The organism is Agreia sp. Leaf335 (assembly GCF_001423605.1).
Classification (GTDB): domain Bacteria; phylum Actinomycetota; class Actinomycetes; order Actinomycetales; family Microbacteriaceae; genus Agreia.
On sequence record NZ_LMOQ01000001.1, the window covers coordinates 481,558 to 500,172 of the forward strand.

Annotated in this window: 14 protein-coding genes and 1 pseudogene; 6 read left to right on the forward strand and 9 right to left on the reverse strand. The window is 68.5% G+C overall.

All coding sequences use genetic code 11. The features are described 5' to 3' along the window. Window positions 1-156: 156 nt before the first annotated feature. The 3 genes from ASF79_RS17640 to ASF79_RS02405 all read left to right on the forward strand — a co-directional run bounded on the left by ASF79_RS17640 (window position 157) and on the right by ASF79_RS02405 (window position 3,114). Complete coding sequence (locus ASF79_RS17640; RefSeq protein WP_442853849.1) at window positions 157-1,182, forward strand: amino acid ABC transporter permease; 1,026 nt, start codon at window positions 157-159, stop codon at window positions 1,180-1,182. Continuing rightward, window positions 1,179-2,012, forward strand: a complete 834-nt coding sequence (locus ASF79_RS02400) for an amino acid ABC transporter ATP-binding protein (RefSeq protein WP_082495641.1) — start codon at window positions 1,179-1,181, stop codon at window positions 2,010-2,012. Before ASF79_RS17640 ends, ASF79_RS02400 begins: the two co-directional genes overlap by 4 nt. A gap of 73 nt (window positions 2,013-2,085) precedes the next feature. Continuing rightward, a complete protein-coding gene (locus tag ASF79_RS02405) occupies window positions 2,086-3,114 on the forward strand; it encodes an ABC transporter substrate-binding protein (RefSeq protein WP_055851529.1) in 1,029 nt (342 codons plus the stop codon). A 92-nt stretch (window positions 3,115-3,206) separates the two neighbouring features. On the opposite strand, the gene ASF79_RS17275 is transcribed toward ASF79_RS02405, so the two are convergent. Continuing rightward, window positions 3,207-4,295, reverse strand: a complete 1,089-nt coding sequence (locus ASF79_RS17275) for a GNAT family N-acetyltransferase (RefSeq protein WP_156366132.1) — start codon at window positions 4,293-4,295, stop codon at window positions 3,207-3,209. A gap of 204 nt (window positions 4,296-4,499) precedes the next feature. Between ASF79_RS17275 and ASF79_RS02415 the strand changes: the two genes are divergently transcribed. Continuing rightward, complete coding sequence (locus tag ASF79_RS02415; protein WP_055851532.1) at window positions 4,500-5,444, forward strand: quinone oxidoreductase family protein; 945 nt, start codon at window positions 4,500-4,502, stop codon at window positions 5,442-5,444. 287 nt (window positions 5,445-5,731) lie between these two features. On the opposite strand, the gene ASF79_RS02420 is transcribed toward ASF79_RS02415, so the two are convergent. The 5 genes and pseudogenes from ASF79_RS02420 to ASF79_RS02440 form a co-directional block, all read right to left on the reverse strand. After that, window positions 5,732-6,886: an FAD-dependent oxidoreductase gene (locus tag ASF79_RS02420; protein ID WP_082495642.1), complete on the reverse strand. Its 1,155-nt coding sequence runs from the start codon at window positions 6,884-6,886 to the stop codon at window positions 5,732-5,734. After that, window positions 6,886-8,286, reverse strand: a pseudogene (locus tag ASF79_RS02425) (NtaA/DmoA family FMN-dependent monooxygenase). The gene ASF79_RS02420 and the pseudogene ASF79_RS02425 overlap by 1 nt, the downstream one beginning before the upstream one ends. Beyond that, on the reverse strand, window positions 8,283-9,533 hold the full coding sequence (locus tag ASF79_RS02430; protein ID WP_055851535.1) for an LLM class flavin-dependent oxidoreductase: 1,251 nt from the start codon (window positions 9,531-9,533) through the stop codon (window positions 8,283-8,285). Before ASF79_RS02430 ends, ASF79_RS02425 begins: the two are co-directional and overlap by 4 nt. After that, on the reverse strand, window positions 9,530-10,384 hold the full coding sequence (locus ASF79_RS02435) for a DUF1684 domain-containing protein (RefSeq protein ID WP_055851537.1): 855 nt from the start codon (window positions 10,382-10,384) through the stop codon (window positions 9,530-9,532). The genes ASF79_RS02430 and ASF79_RS02435 overlap by 4 nt, the downstream gene beginning before the upstream one ends. A gap of 121 nt (window positions 10,385-10,505) precedes the next feature. Beyond that, a complete protein-coding gene (locus tag ASF79_RS02440; RefSeq protein WP_055853027.1) occupies window positions 10,506-11,951 on the reverse strand; it encodes an NtaA/DmoA family FMN-dependent monooxygenase in 1,446 nt (481 codons plus the stop codon). A gap of 98 nt (window positions 11,952-12,049) precedes the next feature. Between ASF79_RS02440 and ASF79_RS02445 the strand changes: the two genes are divergently transcribed. Both ASF79_RS02445 and ASF79_RS02450 read left to right on the forward strand, forming a co-directional pair. Then, complete coding sequence (locus ASF79_RS02445; RefSeq protein WP_055851540.1) at window positions 12,050-13,249, forward strand: MalY/PatB family protein; 1,200 nt, start codon at window positions 12,050-12,052, stop codon at window positions 13,247-13,249. Further along, a complete protein-coding gene (locus ASF79_RS02450) occupies window positions 13,246-14,577 on the forward strand; it encodes an O-acetylhomoserine aminocarboxypropyltransferase/cysteine synthase family protein (RefSeq protein WP_055851543.1) in 1,332 nt (443 codons plus the stop codon). Before ASF79_RS02445 ends, ASF79_RS02450 begins: the two co-directional genes overlap by 4 nt. Here ASF79_RS02450 and ASF79_RS02455 read toward each other — a convergent pair whose 3' ends face one another. The 3 genes from ASF79_RS02455 to ASF79_RS02465 all read right to left on the reverse strand — a co-directional run bounded on the left by ASF79_RS02455 (window position 14,578) and on the right by ASF79_RS02465 (window position 18,537). Beyond that, window positions 14,578-15,330 carry an ArsR/SmtB family transcription factor gene (locus ASF79_RS02455; protein WP_055851546.1) on the reverse strand — a complete coding sequence of 251 codons (753 nt, stop codon included), beginning with the start codon at window positions 15,328-15,330 and terminating at the stop codon, window positions 14,578-14,580. A 70-nt stretch (window positions 15,331-15,400) separates the two neighbouring features. Then, window positions 15,401-17,956 carry a LuxR C-terminal-related transcriptional regulator gene (locus ASF79_RS02460; RefSeq protein WP_055851548.1) on the reverse strand — a complete coding sequence of 852 codons (2,556 nt, stop codon included), beginning with the start codon at window positions 17,954-17,956 and terminating at the stop codon, window positions 15,401-15,403. Further along, the gene (locus ASF79_RS02465) at window positions 17,953-18,537 is read right to left on the reverse strand and encodes a hypothetical protein (protein ID WP_156366133.1); all 585 of its coding nucleotides are present in this window, start codon (window positions 18,535-18,537) and stop codon (window positions 17,953-17,955) included. Before ASF79_RS02465 ends, ASF79_RS02460 begins: the two co-directional genes overlap by 4 nt. Between the last annotated feature and the right edge of the window lie 78 nt (window positions 18,538-18,615).

The window sequence follows — 18,615 nt, forward strand, 5'->3', positions numbered from 1 at the left end:
TTCGACACCACGCTCGATCCCGAAGAGGTGATCGTGCACGGGTTCGCCAAGAGCCTGGATGCCGCGCCCCTCGACGTGGCCGGCATCACGACGGCGCATGACGCCAGCCTCGGTCTGCGCCGGTCGAGTAGCGGTCGCGAGGAACGAGCACCGCGTATCGAGACCACATCCGATGGACTCGATACGGCCGCGGGCGGCCTACTCGACCAGCGCAGCAGTGTGAAAGTGGTACCCACACGACACTGGTGGCGGTGGGTGCTGAGCGCGCTCGTGGCCTTCGCGGTGCTGCAGTTCGCCTGGTCGCTCGTCACGAACAAGCAATACGAGTGGAACGTCTTCGCCGAGTACTTCTTCTCGCAGTCGGTGCTGAACAGCCTCGGCGTGACCCTGGGCCTCACGGTCGTGTCGGTCATCGGAGGGTTCGTCCTCGGAGCGGTGCTCGCGAACTTCCGGCTCTCGAAGTCACCGCTGCTGAGCGGGGCGGCCTACGTCTATATCTGGTTCTTCCGCTCGGTGCCGCTGCTCGTGCAGATCCTCGTCTGGTACAACCTGGGCTACCTCTACCCGACGTTGGGCCTCGGGACCCCCTTCACGACAGACTTCTGGCTGGTCGAGTTCTCGACCACCACGCTGATCACGGCGTTCGCGGCGGCCACCATCGGGCTCACCCTGCACCAGGCCGCCTATTTCGCGGAGATCATTCGCGGCGGCATCCTGTCTGTCGACCAGGGCCAGCTCGAGGCGTCCGCGGCTCTCGGCCTGCCGCGACGGGTGCGCTTCTTCCGCATCATCCTGCCGCAGGCCGCCCGCGCCATCCTGCCCAATTTCTTCAACGAGGTCATCGGCCTCGTGAAGGGCACCTCCGTGGTCTTCGTGGTGGCGCTGCCCGAGCTCTTCTACACCGTGCAGGTGATCTACAACCGCAACCAGCGGGTCATCCCGATGCTGCTGGTGGCCGTGGTCTGGTACGCGATCATCACCACGGTGCTCTCGATCATCCAGTTCTACGTCGAGCGGCACTACGCCCGCGGAGCACATCGCGAGCTTCCGCCGACGCCCGTGCAGCGTGCGACGGGCTGGGTGAAACAGCAGTGGGCGCGCCTCGGCGACGAGACCGCAGACGACCCGCTCGCGGCAGAGAAGAACCGACGACACGACCTCGTTCTGGGAAGTGGATCATGAGCACACCGACATTCATCCGTTCGTTCGACGAGCAGGCGATCCCCCTCCTCGCGAAGCCGGTTCGCGCCACCGTCGGACTGGTCGAGATCACCGACGTCTCGAAGAGCTACGGCGCCGTGCGGGTGCTGCGCGACGTATCGCTGACGGTGCAGCCCGGCGAGGTCATCGCTCTGATCGGCCCGTCGGGATCGGGCAAATCCACGCTGCTGCGCACCATCAACCACCTCGAGACCGTCGACGCCGGATCGGTCACGGTCGACGGGCAGTACATCGGCTACGAGCTCCGCTCCGGCAGGCTGCACGAGCTCCCGGAGAAGAACGTCCTCGAGCGTCGCACGCAGATCGGCATCGTCTTCCAGAACTTCAATCTCTTTCCGCACCTGACCGCTCTCGAGAACGTCGTCGAGGCGCCTGTTGCCCTGAAGCGAGCGAGCAAGGCCGAGGCCCGGGAGCAGGCGAAGGCCCTGCTCGCGAGGGTGGGGCTCGCAGACAAAGAGCACCACTACCCGCGGCAGCTCTCCGGCGGTCAGCAGCAACGCGTGGCGATCGCGAGAGCGCTCGCGCTGAACCCGAAGGTGCTGCTGTTCGACGAGCCGACCAGCGCGCTCGACCCCGAGCTCGTCGGAGAGGTGCTCGACGTCATCCGGGAGCTCTCGAAGAGCGGCACCACGCTCATCATCGTGACGCACGAGATCGGGTTCGCCCGCGAGGTCGCCGACCGCGTCGTCTTCCTCGAACAGGGCGAGATCCTCGAAGAGGGAACGCCCGGCCAGGTCCTGTCGAGGCCGCGTCATGCGCGCACCAAGGACTTTCTTCGCAAGGTGCTCTGAGCGCGGCCACCGCCCAGCACCACCGCATCACTCCTACCGCACCACAACAGCATCCAAGAGAGGTACCACCATCATGGCCATCAACAAGAAGCAGATCGGGGCGATCGTCGGCGCAGTCGTCATCGTCGCCCTGGCCGGAGGCGGCATCGCCCTCGCGGCCAACGCGAACGGCACGAGCTCCGCCGACGGCGCACCCGCCGGCTCGACCGAGCAGCAGGTCGCGGCGGCCACCTCGTTCGACCTCACGACCAAGAACGCGGCCGACCGGCCCAGTATCGACCCCGTCGCCGACGCGGTCGCGTCCCTCAAGGCCAGCGGCTTCCAGCCGATCGAAGCCGGCAAGCTCACGGTCGCCCAGACCGTGAAGAGCGGTGCCCCGCCTCTCGTCTTCGCGGCATCCGACGACAACACCACGCCGCTCGGAAGCGAGGCCGACTTCGCGGCTCTCGTCGCAGACGGCCTGGGTCTCGAGTACAACCCGGTCTCGGTCGACTGGGCGGACTGGCCGCTCGGAATCCAGTCGGGCAAGTACGACATCATCCTCAACAACGTCACCGTCACCGAAGAGCGCAAAGAGCTCTACGACTTCGCCAGCTACCGCGTCGATCTGCTCGGCTTCTATGTGAAGGCCGACAGCGACATCGCCTCGATCAAGAGCGCCGACGACATCTCGGGGCTGACGATCATCGTGGGATCGGGAACCAACCAGGAGAAGATCCTGCTCTCCTGGAATGAAGAGCTCACCGCGGCGGGTAAGAAGCCGGCCGAGCTCGTCTACTACGACGACAACGCCGCGGCGAACCTCGCCATCCAGTCAGGGCGAGCCGACGCGTACTTCTACCCGAACGCGAGCGGCGCCTACGCCGCGGCCTCGACAGGCGACACCAAACAGGTGGGCACCGTGAGTGGCGGATGGCCGCAGACGGCCGACATCGCTGCGGCGACGAAGAAGGGCAACGGCCTCATCGACGCCGTGGGAATCGTCATCAACGCCACGATCGAGGGTGGCCAGTACCAGGAGGTGCTCGACCGCTGGGGGCTCGACAGCGAATCGATTCCCACGAGCCAGATCAACCCGCCCGGGCTGCCGAAGACCGACTAGCGCGCTCGGCGATTGTGCCCGAATACCGCCATTCCGCGTCCGTCCCGGCGCACGAATGGAGGTATTCGGGCACAGTCAGTTCGGGGACGGCGCTACAGGTCGAGCCCGAAGGCGTAGATGTCGACGAATCTGCCCGGCTCCACCTCGATGCGCTCCTCGCGCTCAGGCAGGCGCGCGAAGCCGAGTCGCGTGTACAGCCTTTGCGCGGGGAGCATCATGCTGCCGGTGTTCATCACCACGCGCTTCACACCCCGGATGCGGCCGAGGCCGACCACGTGCGACACGAGCGCTTCGCCGATTCCGCGCCCCCGGGCATCCGGGGCCACGGCCAGCAGCCGGAAGTCGAGCTCGTCGCCCTGCGCGACCGGCGAGATGCGCGCGCCGGGCCGGGGCGTCCAGACGGTGCCGAGGATGGCGCCGGTCGCCGTGTCCTCAGCGACCCACACCTCGTCCGACCTCGCGCGGCCATGCACATCGGCCAGAGACCGCACGTAGCTCTCGGAGAGGTCGTAGTCGTTCGTGTAGGCGTCGACCGTGAGGCGGGCGACAGCCTCGAGCTCGTGGGATCGCACGAGCCGGATGCGCACGGGTGCGACGTTCTCGAGTGGGTAGCGGTAGACCTGGGGAGTGCCGATTCCGGTCTCGGTACCGAGCTCGCGCGCCACGACCCGCTCGAAGCCGGCGCGGAGGTAGTTGCGCTGCGCCGTGTGGTTGAGCGGTCCCGTGTCGAGCACGAGGGCGGGCGCACCCCAGCTGCGGGCCAGGTCGATGGATGCCTGCACCAGCGCCTGCGCGACGCCGCGTCCCCGGGCGGCCGGGTCGACGGCCACGAGGCGCAGCTCTGCCTCGCCGTCGCGAGCCTGGCGCGAGATGGGGTTCTCGGCGCGGGTGACCGTCGCCGTGCCGAGGAGTTTCTCTGTGCCCTCGTCGACGGCCACGAGCAAGCCTCCGTCGGCGGCGCGGGCACCCGCATCGCGCTCGAGCGTCGCCCGCTCGGGGCTGCGTGGCAGGTGAGCGTAGGGACCGGTGGCGAAGCCGAGCTCGGTGAGCTCGCCCACGGCGTCGTACTCGTCGGGTCGCGCCAGGCGAACGGTGAAAGCGGCGGCCGCGGCCGGGTCAGATGCAGGGGCCGCGGCCGGGTCAGATGCGGTGTCAGCGGGGGAGTCGAGCGGTTCGAGCATAGATCGAGCGTACGCGGCGCCCGTATTCAGGAGAAACCGGCCGCATCGGCGCTGTTCGCGCTCGACGGGCCGGTTCGTCCTGCGCCCGGTAGGTGAGAGCTCCCCGCATGTGCGGGGCGCAGGCTTGCAAAGCGCGCGTCGGCGAACTAGCGTCGCGCAGAGCCGGTGAAAAACCTGCACTCGGTGAACAGAACGGGGCCGAAAATGGCGACAATTGTTCAGTATTCACGTCTCGGAGGACCGGACGTTCTCGAGGTCGTCGAGGTTCCTCTTCCCTCTGTGACCGACGGCCACGTGCTCATAGAGATCCAGGCCATCGGGGTGAATCCCATCGACTCGAAACTGCGTTCCGGGCTCCGGGAGTCGGGCCCGCTCGATGGCCCTCGCGGCGTCGGTGCGGATGCCTCCGGCGTCATTCTCGAGGTCGGTTCCGGCGTCGAGGGATGGGTCTCGGGCGACGAGGTCATCATCCAGGGCGCCACCGGCGCGTACGCCAGCCACCTCGTGGTCGCGCCCTCGAACCTCACTCGCAAGCCCTCCGTCTGGACCTGGTCGCAGGCGGCGGCCGTGGGCATTCCGGTCTCGACCGCCTATCAGGCGCTGCGATCGCTGGGCGTCACCGAGGGAACCCGACTCCTGATCCATGGTGGAACGGGCGGCGTGGGACAGGCGGCCGTGCAGTTCGCTGTGGCGTGGGGAGCCCGCGTTTTCGCCACCGCGAGCCCCGCGAACCACGAGCGGCTGGTCGAACTCGGCGCGGTTCCGTTGAGCTACGGGGAAGGGCTCGTCGAGCGCGTGCGTGAGGCCTCGCCGGAGGGCATCGACGTGGTGCTCGACGGGGCCGGAACAGAGGAGGCCCTCCAGGCATCCTTCGAGCTGGTCGACGACCGCTCGCGCATCGGCACCATCGTGGTCGGAGGCCGAGCCGCCGAGCTGGGTATCCGGGCGTGGATGGGCGGAAGCCCGGTGCCACTCACCGACGAGGAGGTCCGGCTACGGGCCGAGGGCGTTCCCGCCGCGATCGAGCTTGCCGCTCAGGGCAGGTTCGACGTGGAAGTCTCGGAGCGTTTTCCACTGGCCCGCGCCGCTGACGCCCAGCGCCTCAGCGAAGAGGGCCACACCCGCGGAAAGATCGTTCTGATCCCGTAACCGACGCGAATCCGGTTGAACGTCTGGCGTGCGAGGCCGACGTCACGTCCGAGACCAAGGAAGTTCTCGTTCAATGGTGCAACTGGCATCTCGAGGCCCCGCGGCCTGGGGCGGGCCAAGCCTCGTCGGGAATGGGCGGAGATCCGTTCAACAGACCTCATATACGGCTCGGATGCGCTGTTCTCCGTCCGTTCGCCGGCAAAGGGGAGGAGATTCCGTAGATCGACGCCGTATGTGAGTTGGATGCGCGCAATTCCTCCCGTTTGCATGCGTCGTGGTCCTAGAGGTCAGCGGGCCGCGGCCAGCGAGAACAAGGCGGGCGCCGACGCCACGTCCTCGACGAGATCGGCCAGAATGCGGCCGATCGACGGGGTGAACTTGAACCCGTGGCCCGAGAAGCCCGCGCCGATCACCAGAGGACCCGCCGAGTCGACGACGAAGTTCGAGTCGGGGCTCGTCGTGTACGTGCAGCTGATCTCCACGAACGATTCCGCGTCGACCCCCGGCAGCCACTCCCGGGCGTAGCGCTGAAGCGCCGCCAACTGGGCCGGCTCCGCCGCGAACGTGCGCGCATCCGGATCGATGACCGCGCCCGAGCCGTGCCATCCGGCCTTCACGCCCTGGCCCGGCGTGAACATGCCGTACACGGGCGAGTACCAGTAGTCGTACGACGGGTCGAGAGGGCTGGGCGCGTGGTTGAACCCCGGCCATGCGATCGACGAGTCGCGCACCGCGAAATGGGCCGGCTGCTCCTGAGTGACGACGAGTCGCGGCAGGGCCACCGTCGAGCCGAGGAGCTTCTGCGTCCAGGCTCCGAGCGTCACGACCACTCGCCTCGCGTCGATCATCTCGCGAGAACCCGCCGGCTCGCCGCTCACCGCGTCGACCGGCTGCACCTCGACCAGCACCGAATCGGGTGACACGACCCGGATGGCGACGACCCGAGAATGGTGCCGCACCACGGCGCCGCGCGCGGCCGCGGCCCGCTGCAGGGCCGACACCGCGGCATCCGCATTGAGCCTGCCGGCCTGTGGAGTGAACAGCACTCGACCATCGAAGCGGATGCCCGGCCAGCGTTCGCCGGCCTCCTCCGGGGCGAGGAACGACGCGTCGAAACCGTACGCCGGCAAGGCCGATACCACCGCGTCGAAGGCCGGATTCGCGCCGTGGTTAGCGAGCCCGACCTGATCGAGAACGGCGACGCCCGACTCGGCCTCGAGCTCGCGCCACACTGGCAGCGCTTCGCGCAGCAGCGACAGGTAGGTGTCGTCGCCGTAGCTGAGGTTGAAGTTGCGCGACGCTCCGTGCGACGCGCCCTGGGTGTGCCCGGGGCCGAAGCGCTCGAGCAGCGTCACCTCGCGGCCCCGGCGGGCGAGCTGCCAGGCGGCGGCGGAACCCATGGCTCCGCCGCCGACCACGACGACGTCTGCTCGCGTGACCACTAGGCCGAGACCAACCCTGCGCCAGCCGACGTCGAGGCCGAATGCGCAGGCACGGCCGGCAGCCCGAGCGTCTCGTGCAGCGTGGCGCCCTCGTCGTAGTCGGTGCGATACACGCCGCGCTCCTGCAGTTCGGGGATCACCCGGTCGACGAAGTCGTCGAGGCCGGTCGGGTTCGTGTTGCCCACGATAACGAAGCCGTCGGAGGCGTCCTCCTGCACATGCCGGTTGATGGTCTCCGCGACGACGGTCGGTGTTCCCACGAAGGTGTGCTTCGCGGCGAACGAGATCACGAGCTCGCGTATCGACCAGCCCGACGCCTCTGCCTGTTCGCGCCAGGCGTTCGCCGTGGCGACCGGGTCGGTGTGCACGTGGGCTCGGCCCTTCGCGCCGCCCTCCGCCGTGACGACGGGATCGATCGAGGGCAGCGGGCCCTCGACGTCGTAGCCCGAGAGGTCGGTGTTCCACACCTGCTCGAGAAACGAGATGGCGGTCTGCGGGCTCACCTGCAGTCTCGAGATCTCACGCGACCGCTCCAGCGCCTCGGGGTGCGTATCTCCGAGTATGAAAGTCGCTGCGGGCAGGATCTTGAGCGAATCGCGGGGGCGCCCCACGGCATCCAATCGCCCCTTCACATCGTCGTAGAACGCGCGCCCGGCCTCGAAATCGGCGTGCCTCGAGAAGATCACGTCGGCAGAGCTCGTCGCGAAATCGCGGCCGTCGGGCGAATCGCCCGCCTGAACGATCACCGGATGCCGCTGCGGGCTGGGCGGCAGAGTCGCGTAGCCGGTCACATCGAACTGCGGGCCGTGATGGTCGACGAGCCCGAGGCCAGAGGTGCGCACGAACTCGCCGGATGCCTTGTCTGCCACGATCGCGTCGTCGGCCCAGCTGTCCTACAGCTGCGACGAGACGTCGAAGAACTCCTGCGCCCTCGTGTAGCGATCGGCGAGGTCGAGGAATTTTCCGCGGCGAAAGTTCGCACCGTGGAACGCGTCGGAGGTGGTCACGATGTTCCAGCCCGCGCGCCCTCCGCTGAGGTGGTCGAGAGTGGAGAGTTGCCGCGCGAGTTCGTAGGGGTCGTTGAACGTCGAGCTCAGGGTGCCGACCAGACCGATGTTCGTCGTGACGCCGGCGAGCGCGGCGAGGATCGCGAGCGTGTTCGGGCGACCGACGACGTCGAGGTCGTGGATGAGTCCGCGCGTCTCGCGCAGTCGCAGACCCTCGGCGAGGAACAGGAAGTCGAACTTGCCGCGCTCGGCGTTCTGCGCGAAGTGGCGGAACGACGAGAAGGCGATCTGGCTCCGCGAACGCTCGTCGCTCCAGACCGTGGTGTTGTTCACGCCGGGAAAGTGGGCGGCGAGGTGGATCTGCTTCGTGGGCTTCGACAAGGAGGTGGTCATCGGCTGGCGCTCTCGATCAGGTCAGCGGTCTCGGGGCGGGCTGTCGCATAGCGGTTCTCGGCGGGGGCGAACCCCAGGCGCTCGCGGAGAGTGGTCGGGGACTGCGGGCGCTCGAGCACCCCCGTCTCGTGCAGCACGGGCACGACACTCCGGGTGATGCGCTCGAGATCGAGCGGCAGGCGCGCGGGCCGCAGCCGCACTCCAGAGAGGCCGGCCTGCTGCCAGCGCAGCAGCTGCGCCGCGACGTTCTCGGCCGTGTCGGCGAGAATCACGGCGTCGGATGCGTAGGGCGAGCCGTGCAGCTCGTCGAGCGTCGCGAGGGCTGCCGCGGCCGCCTCGCGCGTCTCCTCGATGAGCACCACGGCCTCGCCCCAGACGCGCAGCGGCTGGTCGACGCGACGATCGATCGCCAGCTCCGCGTCGCCCAGTTCACCCAGAATCTGCTCGAGGTGCTCGTCGGAGTGCGGAGTGACGCCCACGATGTCGGCCTGTGCGACGGTGAGTTCGTAGGGCACCTTTTGGTGGGCCAACACGTACACGAGCGGCTGACCCTGTGGCGAGCGAGGCACGATCGATGGCCCCTTCACACTGAAGCTCTCGCCCTCGAAGTCGACGTAGTGCAGGCGCTCGCGGTCGATGAAGCGGCCCGTCGCGACGTCGCGGATCACCGCGTCGTCCTCCCAACTGTCCCAGAGCCGCCGGGCGACCTCGATCGCGTCGGCCGCCTCGCGGAACAGCTCTCGGATGAGCGCGGTCTGCTCCTCGTCTGTGCCGGCCGCGGCGCGAACCGGGTCGAGCGCGGGAGTCACGCGCCGACCGACGTGGGCGGCCTCGTGGGAGCGGCCCGACACCTGCACCCGCCATCCGGCCCAGCCCTCTGAGACATGGTCGAGGGTCTGGATGCCCGTGGCGGTGTGGAACGGTTCGGTGTGCGTGGTGGTCACGGTCGGCACGACGCCGATGCCGGGCACCTGCGCCGCGATGGTGTTGGCGAGCAGCAGCGCGTCGAGCCGGCCGCGCACCTCGTCGCCGCGCAGCTCGAACGCGCCATAGCCCGTCGTCTGCAGACCGAAGGAGTCCTCGATGGTCACGAGGTCTATGCCGCCGGCCTGAGCCTCGACCACGAGCGAGAGCCAGTAGTCGGCGTCGAACAGGGCCGCGGGGCGCGCGGCGTCGAGGCGCCAGGCGGCGGGATGCCAGCCCGCCCCGTCGAGGGCGATGCCGAGGTGGAAGGGTGTGCGGCTCATCGCGGTGCTCCTTCCGTTCCCGTGCTCGGATGCAAGGGAGTCTTCTCGCCCGCCTCCACGGCGATGGGCAGCCGGTTCTCGGCGGGAGGCAGCGGGCAGGTGGCGAACTCGGTGTAGGCGCACGGAAGATTCGTCGCCCGGTTGAAGTCGATCGTCACCCGACCGGAGGCATCCGGCGCGGCGATCTGCAGCGAGCGGTTGGCGGCATACGTCGTGACCCCGCTCGTGGCGTTGGTGAACAGCACGAACAGGGAGCCGGGCGCCTGCCCGTTGAACGCGGTGAGCGAGAAGGTCTCGCCTCGCAGCTCGAACTCGACGACTCCGGGGGAGTCGTAGACGTGCTCGAGGCCCTCTGCCACGGAGCCGACGGTCACCGGCTTCGGCTCGTCGAAGGGCACGAAGACGCCCTCGACCCTCCAGCGCGCGCTCGGCGGGTAGACCGGGGTGCCCGTGTAGTCGACGAGCGTCGGATGCGACGGGTGCCGCGGGCGCAGAATGTCGGCTCCTCCGCGTCTGGCGACTTCGAACTGTGCGTCTCCGGCGCTCACGGTGACTCCGCCGCGCTCGGGGATGACGCCGAAGGCGTGCCGCCCGGTGGCCTTCTCTCCGTCGATCACGAGCTCTTCGCCCTCGGCCAGGGTGACCACGGGTCCGGCGTCCGACGTCGACCACTCGCCCGGGGCATCCCGGTATCTCGTCGGGGTCTCGTCGAGCCAGTTGAGGCTCGTGACCGCGAGGAATCCGTGCGGGTCTGCCCGGTTCGTCTCGTGGGCGTCGTGCCACGCCTGCCATTCGGCGGCGAAGGCGGTGTCATCGACGGCTGCTTCAGATTCTGACTGCACTGTGCTCATGCCCACACGCTACGAACCGGGACCGATCATTGCGGACATCTCGCGACACACGACGTCACGTACGCAACGCGAGGTAACGCAGCTTGACGCCGCCCGAAAGGCGCTGCCGGGCGACAATGCGTCAGATCACCCAGTTCGGCGCGATCTCGGGTGTCACCGGTGCTTCGCGAGCGGGCTTTGTGAGATGCAGGTGGCCTCTCAGGGTCTTCGCGTCGTAGCCCTCGTTCACGAGGCCGCGGCGGATCAGCTCGGGCACGACGAGGCGGGCGAAGGCGTCGAACTGCTCGTGCAGAAATGCGCTCTGCACCGCGAACCCGTCGGTGGCGCCCGCGCGGAACCAGCGCTCGAGATGGTCCGCGATGTCCGTGGGCGATCCCACGACGATGGGCGCCGGCACGGCCTGAGCCACGATGAGGTGTCGGAAGGTCACGGGCCGCGCGCCCCCGACCGTGCGACCCGCGCGCGACTCCACGACCTCGAGCAGGCGCTGACCGACCGCGTTGAACCTCTCGGCCGTCGCGATCGAGACGGCCTCATCGACGGAGCGCTCGAGAAGCGGAAGGCCTACGGAGCGCAGGAGCGCCGCCGCGGACCGGTTCGGAGGGAGGGGAGGCGATGGAGTGCGCTGTGCTTCGCCGTCGTCGAGCGGCATGAGCTCGACGAGCTGGTCGTAGAGCGCGAACGCCGCCTCTCGGGTCTCGCCGACGATGGGCAGGATGGGCGTGATGATCGTGACATCGCCGGGTGCGCGGCCGGCCGCGACCGCGCGCTGCTGGGCCTGTCGGTGGAACTCGACGGCGTCGCCGAGGCTCGACGGAGCGACCACGTGGATGTCCGCGTGCTGGGCGGCGAACTCGCGGGCGCGCGTCGAGACACCCGCGTGCACCACCGGAATCTGGCCCTGTACCGGGCGCAGCGCGTTGAGCGGGCCCGCGACGCTGAAGCGCCGACCCTGATGATCGATCGGGTCGACCCGCGAGTGATCCACCAGAGTTCCGCGCCTCGCGTCGGCGAGCACTGCGTCGTCGTCCCAGCTGTCCCAGAGGCCGCGCAGCACCCGCACGAACTCGACCCCGGTCTCGAAGCGGTTGTCGTCGGAGCCCGCGGCATCCGTTCTGCCGAAATTGGCGCTCGCCCTCGGGTCGGTGCCGACGGTGAGGTTGAGGCCGAAGCGACCGCCCGAGAGCCGGTCGATGGATGCCGCGGCCCGGGCGATCGCGTACGGCTCGGAATGCGCGGTGTTGGCCGTGGCGATCAGGCCGATGTGATTGGTGACGGCGGCGAGATAGGCCGCCGAGCTGAACGGATCGATGCGGGCGAGCAGTGACGGCTCTGTGTATTCGAGGTCTGAGCTCGACGAGAGCCAGTCGCCGAGAAAGAGGAAGTCGAGCCCCGCCTTCTCTGCGGTGCGTGCCAGCCGCTTGAGCGCGGCCGGATCGTTCGCCGGATTCTTGTGAGCGCCCGGATAGCGCCAGCCAGACGGGAACGCACCGAGTGTGCGCACCATCGCCCCGAGAACCAGGTGTCCATCGCGTTCGAGGGTGCGCACGGGCGTGGGGGTGGTCATGCGACGACGATAGGCGCGCGCTCCGACGAAGCCGAGCGGCGATGACACATGACGTAAAGCAGAGGCGGGCAGCGCGACGCAGTCCGTACGATCGCTGCATGACTCACGCCTTCGACCGCATCACCCGTGCCGAGCTGAGCATCCCGTCGAGCCGCAAGTGGAGCCTGCACCCCGGAACCATCGGAGCGTGGGTGGCCGAGATGGACTTCGGAACCGCGCCGCAGGTGACCCGCGCTCTGCACCAGGCCATCGACGACGGCAACCTGGGCTACCTGGCGCCGGCCACCTCGCACGAGATGGGCAAGGCGACCGCGGCCTGGCATCGCGACGAGTACGGGTGGGACTTTCCGTGGCAGAACGTGCACGCCGTCTCCGACGTCATGGCGGCGCTCGAAGTCGCCATCACCAAGTTCTCTCCGGCCGGTACGGGCGTCATCATCCCGACCCCGGCATACATGCCGTTCCTCAGCTTCGTCCCCACCCTCGGCCGGGAAGTCTTCGAGGTTCCCGGAGTGACCGATGCCCGAACCGGTCGCTGGCAGCACGACCTCGCCGGCATCGAGGCGGCGTTCCACGCGGGGGCGCGCACGCTCATCCTCTGCAACCCGCAGAATCCCACCGGAACGGTGCTGACGCGCGACGAACTCGAGGCGATCGCGGCCATCGTCGACCGGCACAACGGTCGAGTCTTCGCCGATGAGATCCACGCGCCGCTGCGCTACGAGGGCGTCACCCATATTCCCTACGCGTCGCTGAGCGAGACCACGGCGAGGCACACGATCACGTCGACCTCGGCATCCAAGGCCTGGAACCTGCCCGGCCTCAAGACCGCGCAGCTGATCACCTCCAACACGGCCGACGAAGAGCTCTACCAGACCTTCGGATTCGCGGTCATGCACGGGGCGGCGACTCCGGGCGTCATCGCCGCAACCGTGGCCTACACCGAGGGTCGGGAGTGGCTCACCGAGGTCGTCGACTACCTCGACGGCAACCGGCGCCTGCTCGCAGAACTCCTCGACGAGCACCTGCCCGAGGTGCGCTACACGATTCCGGATGCGACATACATCGCCTGGCTCGACTGCTCCGATCTCGAGATCCCGGGGTCGGTCGCGGAGTTCTTTCGGACGCAGGCCGGGGTCACCGTGACCGACGGTGCGCTCTGCGGTCGAGGGTACGAGGGGTATGCCCGCATCATCTTCGCCATGCCGAGACCGATCCTCGAGCAGGCGGTCATCGAGATGGCGGCGGCCGTTCGCCGATGTCTCAGCCCGGCCCTCAAAGAAAGCAGCCTCCTGTGACCGACGCCACCCAGCCCTCCGATGTCGCGCAGCCCGAGTACGACTGGCAGGGATACGCCTTCGACACCCGCCAGGTGCACGCCGGCGAGTACGAGGATCTGAACGCCGGAGCCCGCGTCTCGCCCATCGCGATGACCGCCGGCTACCGCTTCGACTCGTTCGACGACGCCCGCAACCGGTTCTCGGGAGACGCGGACGGGCTCATCTACTCGCGTCAACGCAATCCGTCGGGTGCCGTGGCCGAGAGGCGCATCGCCTCGCTCGAAGGAGGTTCGGAGGCGATCGTGGTAGCGTCGGGTCAGGCGGCCATCACGTCGGCCCTGCTCGCGCTCGCGGAGAACGGCGAACGCATCGTGTCGACAGCGAGCATCTACAGCGGAACGCGGGTGCTCTTCGGGCGCAGCTTCGCCCGATTCGGGGTCTCCGTCGACTACGTCTGGAACACGGCCGACGATGACGAGTGGGATCGGGTCATCCAGCCGAACACCAAGGCGATCTTCACCGAGACCATTCCGAATCCCAAGAACGACATCGTCGACATCGAACAGGTCGCCCGGGTGGCCGCCCGGCACGGCATCCCGTTGGTCGTCGACAACACGATCGCGTCGCCCTATGTCATCCGGCCCATCGAATACGGCGCCGCGGTCGTCGTGCACTCGTCGACGAAGTTCCTCTCGGGTCACGGCGCCGGCCTCTCGGGTGCGATCGTCGATGGCGGCACCTTCGACTGGGCCGCGTCCGAGCGGCGCTATCCGCTGCTGACCGAGCCGCAGGGCTCCGCTGCACTGTCGCTGCTGGAGCGCTACGGCCGCACCGGCTACGCGCGCCTCGCCCGCGAGGCCGTGGTCAACGACATCGGGCCGGCCCTCTCGCCGTTCAACTCGTTCCTGCTGCACCAGGGCATCGAGACCCTGTCGCTGCGCATGGAACGGCACCTCGACAGCTCGGTGACCGTCGCGCGGTGGCTCGAGCAGCACCCGAAGGTCGAGAGCGTCGACTTCGCCGGGCTCGAATCGAATCCCGCGCACGAGCTGGCTCAGCGGCTGTACGGCGGTCGCACTGGATCGGTCTTCGCCGTGACCGTGCGCGGGGGAGCGGCCGGCGCCCGGGCCTTCCTCGACGGACTGCGCGTGATCAGCCGCATGACGAACATCGGCGATGTGAGGTCGATGGCCCTGCACCCCGCGACCACGACGCACATCTCATTCAGCGAGGAGCTGCGCGAGCGGCTCGGCATCGGCCAGGGCCTGGTCAGGCTGTCGATCGGCATCGAGGACGTGAACGACCTCATCGCCGACCTCGACCAGGCTCTCGGCCGCGTCGCCTGATCAGGAGTACATGAGCGATCCCGGGGTGGTGAGCTTCTCGCCGGTCTCGAGGTAGGTCTTGAGGCCGGAGAGGATCATCGGCCAGCCGCCGTAGAGCTGATCGTTGGCGCCGTCGCGCAACTCGTCATGGGTGACGACGAGCCGACAGGAGTCTCCGACCTGCTCGATCTCCCACGTGATGCGCGTGGTGCCCTCGGCCTCGACCTCGTCGCTCCACCGGGCGTGCATCGATTGCACCAGCCTGCGCGGAGGGTCGACGACCAGGTTCACCCCGTCTCCGAGGGGGGCGTTCGCGTGGGGGTTGGTCTGCACGTAGCTCGACCCCTCGGTGAAGTCCGACTCGATGCGGTTGCCGAAGCTGTAGATGCTGCGGATCTGCGTATCGGTGATCGCCTGCCAGAGGCGCTCGGGAGTGGTGCGGATGTAGATCTCGAATACTTTCTCCATGGTTCTCTCCAGTTCTGTCTTGAGGTCGCCGAGCGCAGTGACCCAGGGTTCCGCGTACTTGCTCGTCCACCGGTCGTGCACGAGCCGGATGGGCACGGGGTTGAGGAAGTGCAGCTTCTCGCGGCCTCGTCGTCGAGTGATCACGAGTCCCGCCTCCTCCAGAATGCCCAGGTGCTTCATGACGCCGAAGCGGCTCATGTCGAATCGCGCTTCGAGCGCACCCAGCGACTGGCCGTCGTCGAGAAAGAGCGCGTCGAGGATCGCTCTGCGCGTAGGGTCGGCCAGGGCCCGGAACACCTCATCCATAGGCCGACGTTATGTGACTCTTTGGTCACCTGTCAAGGCTCGATCCAGCACCCCGGGCTGTCTCGGCGCCCTAACGCGGGTGGCGCCGAGCGCTGAGGGCGGCGATGGCATCGGCTCTGTTCGTCACGCCGAGTTTGCGATAGAGCGACCTGAGCTGAGACTTGACGGTGTTGGGCGAGACCACGAGAGCCGCAGCGATGTCGGAGGCCGACGCCAGGCGCACCAGTTGCTCGGCGACCGCCTCCTCGCGAGAGGTCAGGGGAATGCGCGTCGGGGCGATGGGGATGAGCGACGGCGCGGCCTCGAGGGCGGAATCGACCCCGTTCAGTTCGTTCAGCATCGCCTGCTGAATCTGTTCGGGGATGAGCGCGAACGCGAGGCCCTGGTGGTTGTGTCGCAGAAAGGCCACGGCTCGCAGGGTGGCCGCGGATCCTTCGGCGCGTCCGGTCGCGACGAGGGCAGCCGCGCGCAGAACCAGCACCTCGGCCTCGACACGCGGAGTCTGATCGTCTGCGGGGGAGGTGCGCTCGAGCAGCTCGAGGGTCGCATCGGGGTTGCCGCGGGCCAGCGAGATCCGCGCCAGGGCCACGGTATCTCGTCGGCCGCGCTTGCCCTGTACCGAGAGTGCCTGCTCGGCGGCATCCGCGTCGCCCGCCGACAGATACAGCAGCGATCGAGTCGCCCGGAGCCGGGCCGCGGTGAAGGGGCCGAGTGCCGACCGGTTGAGATGCGTCTCGACCTCGCGCTCGAAGTCGAGAAGGGCGCGATCGATGTCTCCGCGGAACAGCGCGATGAGAGCATCCAGGTGCGCGAGGATCGGCCAGTGCTCGATGGTGGGCCGGTGCTTGTCGAGCGACCGCACGTGGGTGTGCGCGGTCTCGTCATCGAAGCGTTCCAGAGCGATGAAGGCCCGCGCGATCTGCGAGAAGCTCCCCGCGTAACCGGTGGTCCAGCCGTCGGGCCACGTTCGTCGCTCGCCCTCTGCTGCCCGCTCCTCGGCGGTCACGAGGTCGCCCGTGATGGCGGCGGCGCCGGCTTCGAGCGCCAGCCCCTCGAGACCCGCGGGGAGGTTCTCGGCCTCGCCGATCGACGCGCTCCGGCGGAAGCAGTCCATCGCCTTGTCCATACGGCCGTTGTAGAAGAAGCTCGTGCCGATGTGGGTGAAGAGCACGGGCACCAGCCGACCGAGCAGCGCTCGATCCTCCAGACTCATGACGGTGAGCGTCTCGTAGGCGGCCTCCGCGGCCGTCAGCGATGCCTCGAACGAGCCGAGGACTCTCAGCGAGGCGCTCTCGATTGTGCGAAAGAGCGCCCTGTCGGGAGGATCGGCCCGATCGCCCTGAATGCGCGAGGAGGCGATAGCCAGGCCGAACAGCTCGATCGCCCGGAGCCGGTGCTGCTTTCGCGCGTTGAAGATGAGCGCGAGCAGCATCGCGAGCAGCGGGTACTGCCTGAGCGCGAGCAGGGGTGTCTTCGCAAAGAGCTCGACGACCTGCGTCGGATGATTGCGGAGCAGGAGAAAGGACGAGTCCCGCACGAACGTCGATGCGAGGGTGAGGTCTCGTGCGTGCACCGCGAACTCGAGCGCCTCGTAGGGGCGACCGTGATCGTGCGACCACTGCGCCACCTGACGACGCAGCCCTCTGAGCGAGCCTCGATCGGCACGGATCAACTCTTGCTGGAACGACTCGCGAAGCAGTGGCGTCAGGGTGAAGACCCTGTCTCTGGCGTCTCCGTGCCACAGTCCCAGCCCGTCTTGCTCTGCGCGGGCGAGAAGGCGAGCAGCGTCGGGCGAACCCGACAGGTCGTGCGCCAGCGATTCGGTGAGCACGTCGGCGATCGAGATCGCCAGCAGAAACGAGCGGTACTCGTCGTCGGCCGGGGCGGATTCGGACGAGCCCGCGTTGGCCCACAGATAGCTCTCGTAGGTGTCGACGGCGCGCGCGACGCGCGCGGCGGCACCGGATGCCTGGGGTGCGGCCGCCGCGACGGCCCGCGTGAGCAGGGGCGAGCCACCCCAGCGCAGAACCTCGTCGACGAGGTCTTCGGACTCGTCGGGGCCGAGGACGGCACGGGCCTCGTCTCGCGAGAACGCGAGTTCGCGCCACCCGATCACGGCGCGCTCGGCGGCGAGGACGGGCCCCGATGCATCGACGACGGCGATGCGCCGAGCCGACAGCACGAGGCGCAGACGGGGCACGCGAGGAAGGACCGCCAGGAGAAAGGCGAGCGCCTCGGCGCTCAGCAGATCGGCGCGATCGACGACCAGCGCGACGTCGTCGCCCAGCGCTTGCAGTCCGCGCCGCAGCAGAGACCACTCGTCGGTGCCGCCGACCAGCGCCGCGTCGGCCATGCGCAGGGGGTTCGTCTCGAGCAGCATGCCGGCCGCCGACAGCTCGGCGGCGACGAGCGACACCGCGGCCGGGCCGGAGGTGTCGGCCGATTCCAGCTGCACCCAGATGCCGCGCTGCGGGGTGTTCGCGGCCCATTCGGCCAGAAGCGATGTCTTTCCCGCTCCGGCCGGGCCGTGCACGATCACGAGGGGTGCGGCGGATTCGATGATGGAGACGAGTCCGGGTCGCGCGACGAGGTTCGGCGGAAGCCGGGGAGCGCCCCAGACGGTCACGAGCTACCCCGCCCGCGATAACGCCTGCGGATGCCGGCCCTCGACAGAGCCCGCTCGATGCGCACGGCGACGACCGCGAGCAGCAGAACCGAGAGCATCCGCCCGATGAAGGTGAAGATGACGACCCACACCGACATCACCGCGGGGTCGATGACGAGCAGAGAGATGGCGAAGAGCACGAGGGCCAGCGCGCCGGCGGCGAGGTACCAGATCGGCTCCCTCGCCCGGATGTAGAAGCGGCCGGCCAGCAGAACGAATTCGGCGGTCAAGGCGGGCACGCCGAGGGCGATCACGATCAAGAAACCGAGCGCGGTGAAGGGCAGTGCCAGGAGGCTCGCGATGAGGGCCGTGAGCAGCAGAGAGCCCGGCGCCCGGATCCAGCGCGCGGCCGCGAGGGGAACGAGCGACGAGACCGAGCCGATCACCGAGTAGGCGATGGGTGAGGCGAGCGCGACCGACGAGGTGAGCGGGCTCATCGCCACGATGATCACGGCCGTGACCGCGCCGAATGCCGCGCACTGCAACAGCATCGACGTGCTCCACGCCGACATCGTTCTGGGTGCGCCCCCGGTCTTCGTCACGTCAGGAGAGCGGGGTCGATCGGCACGAATCCGAAAAGTCCCATAACGTCATGATGCCTCATTAAACACCTGTTGCCA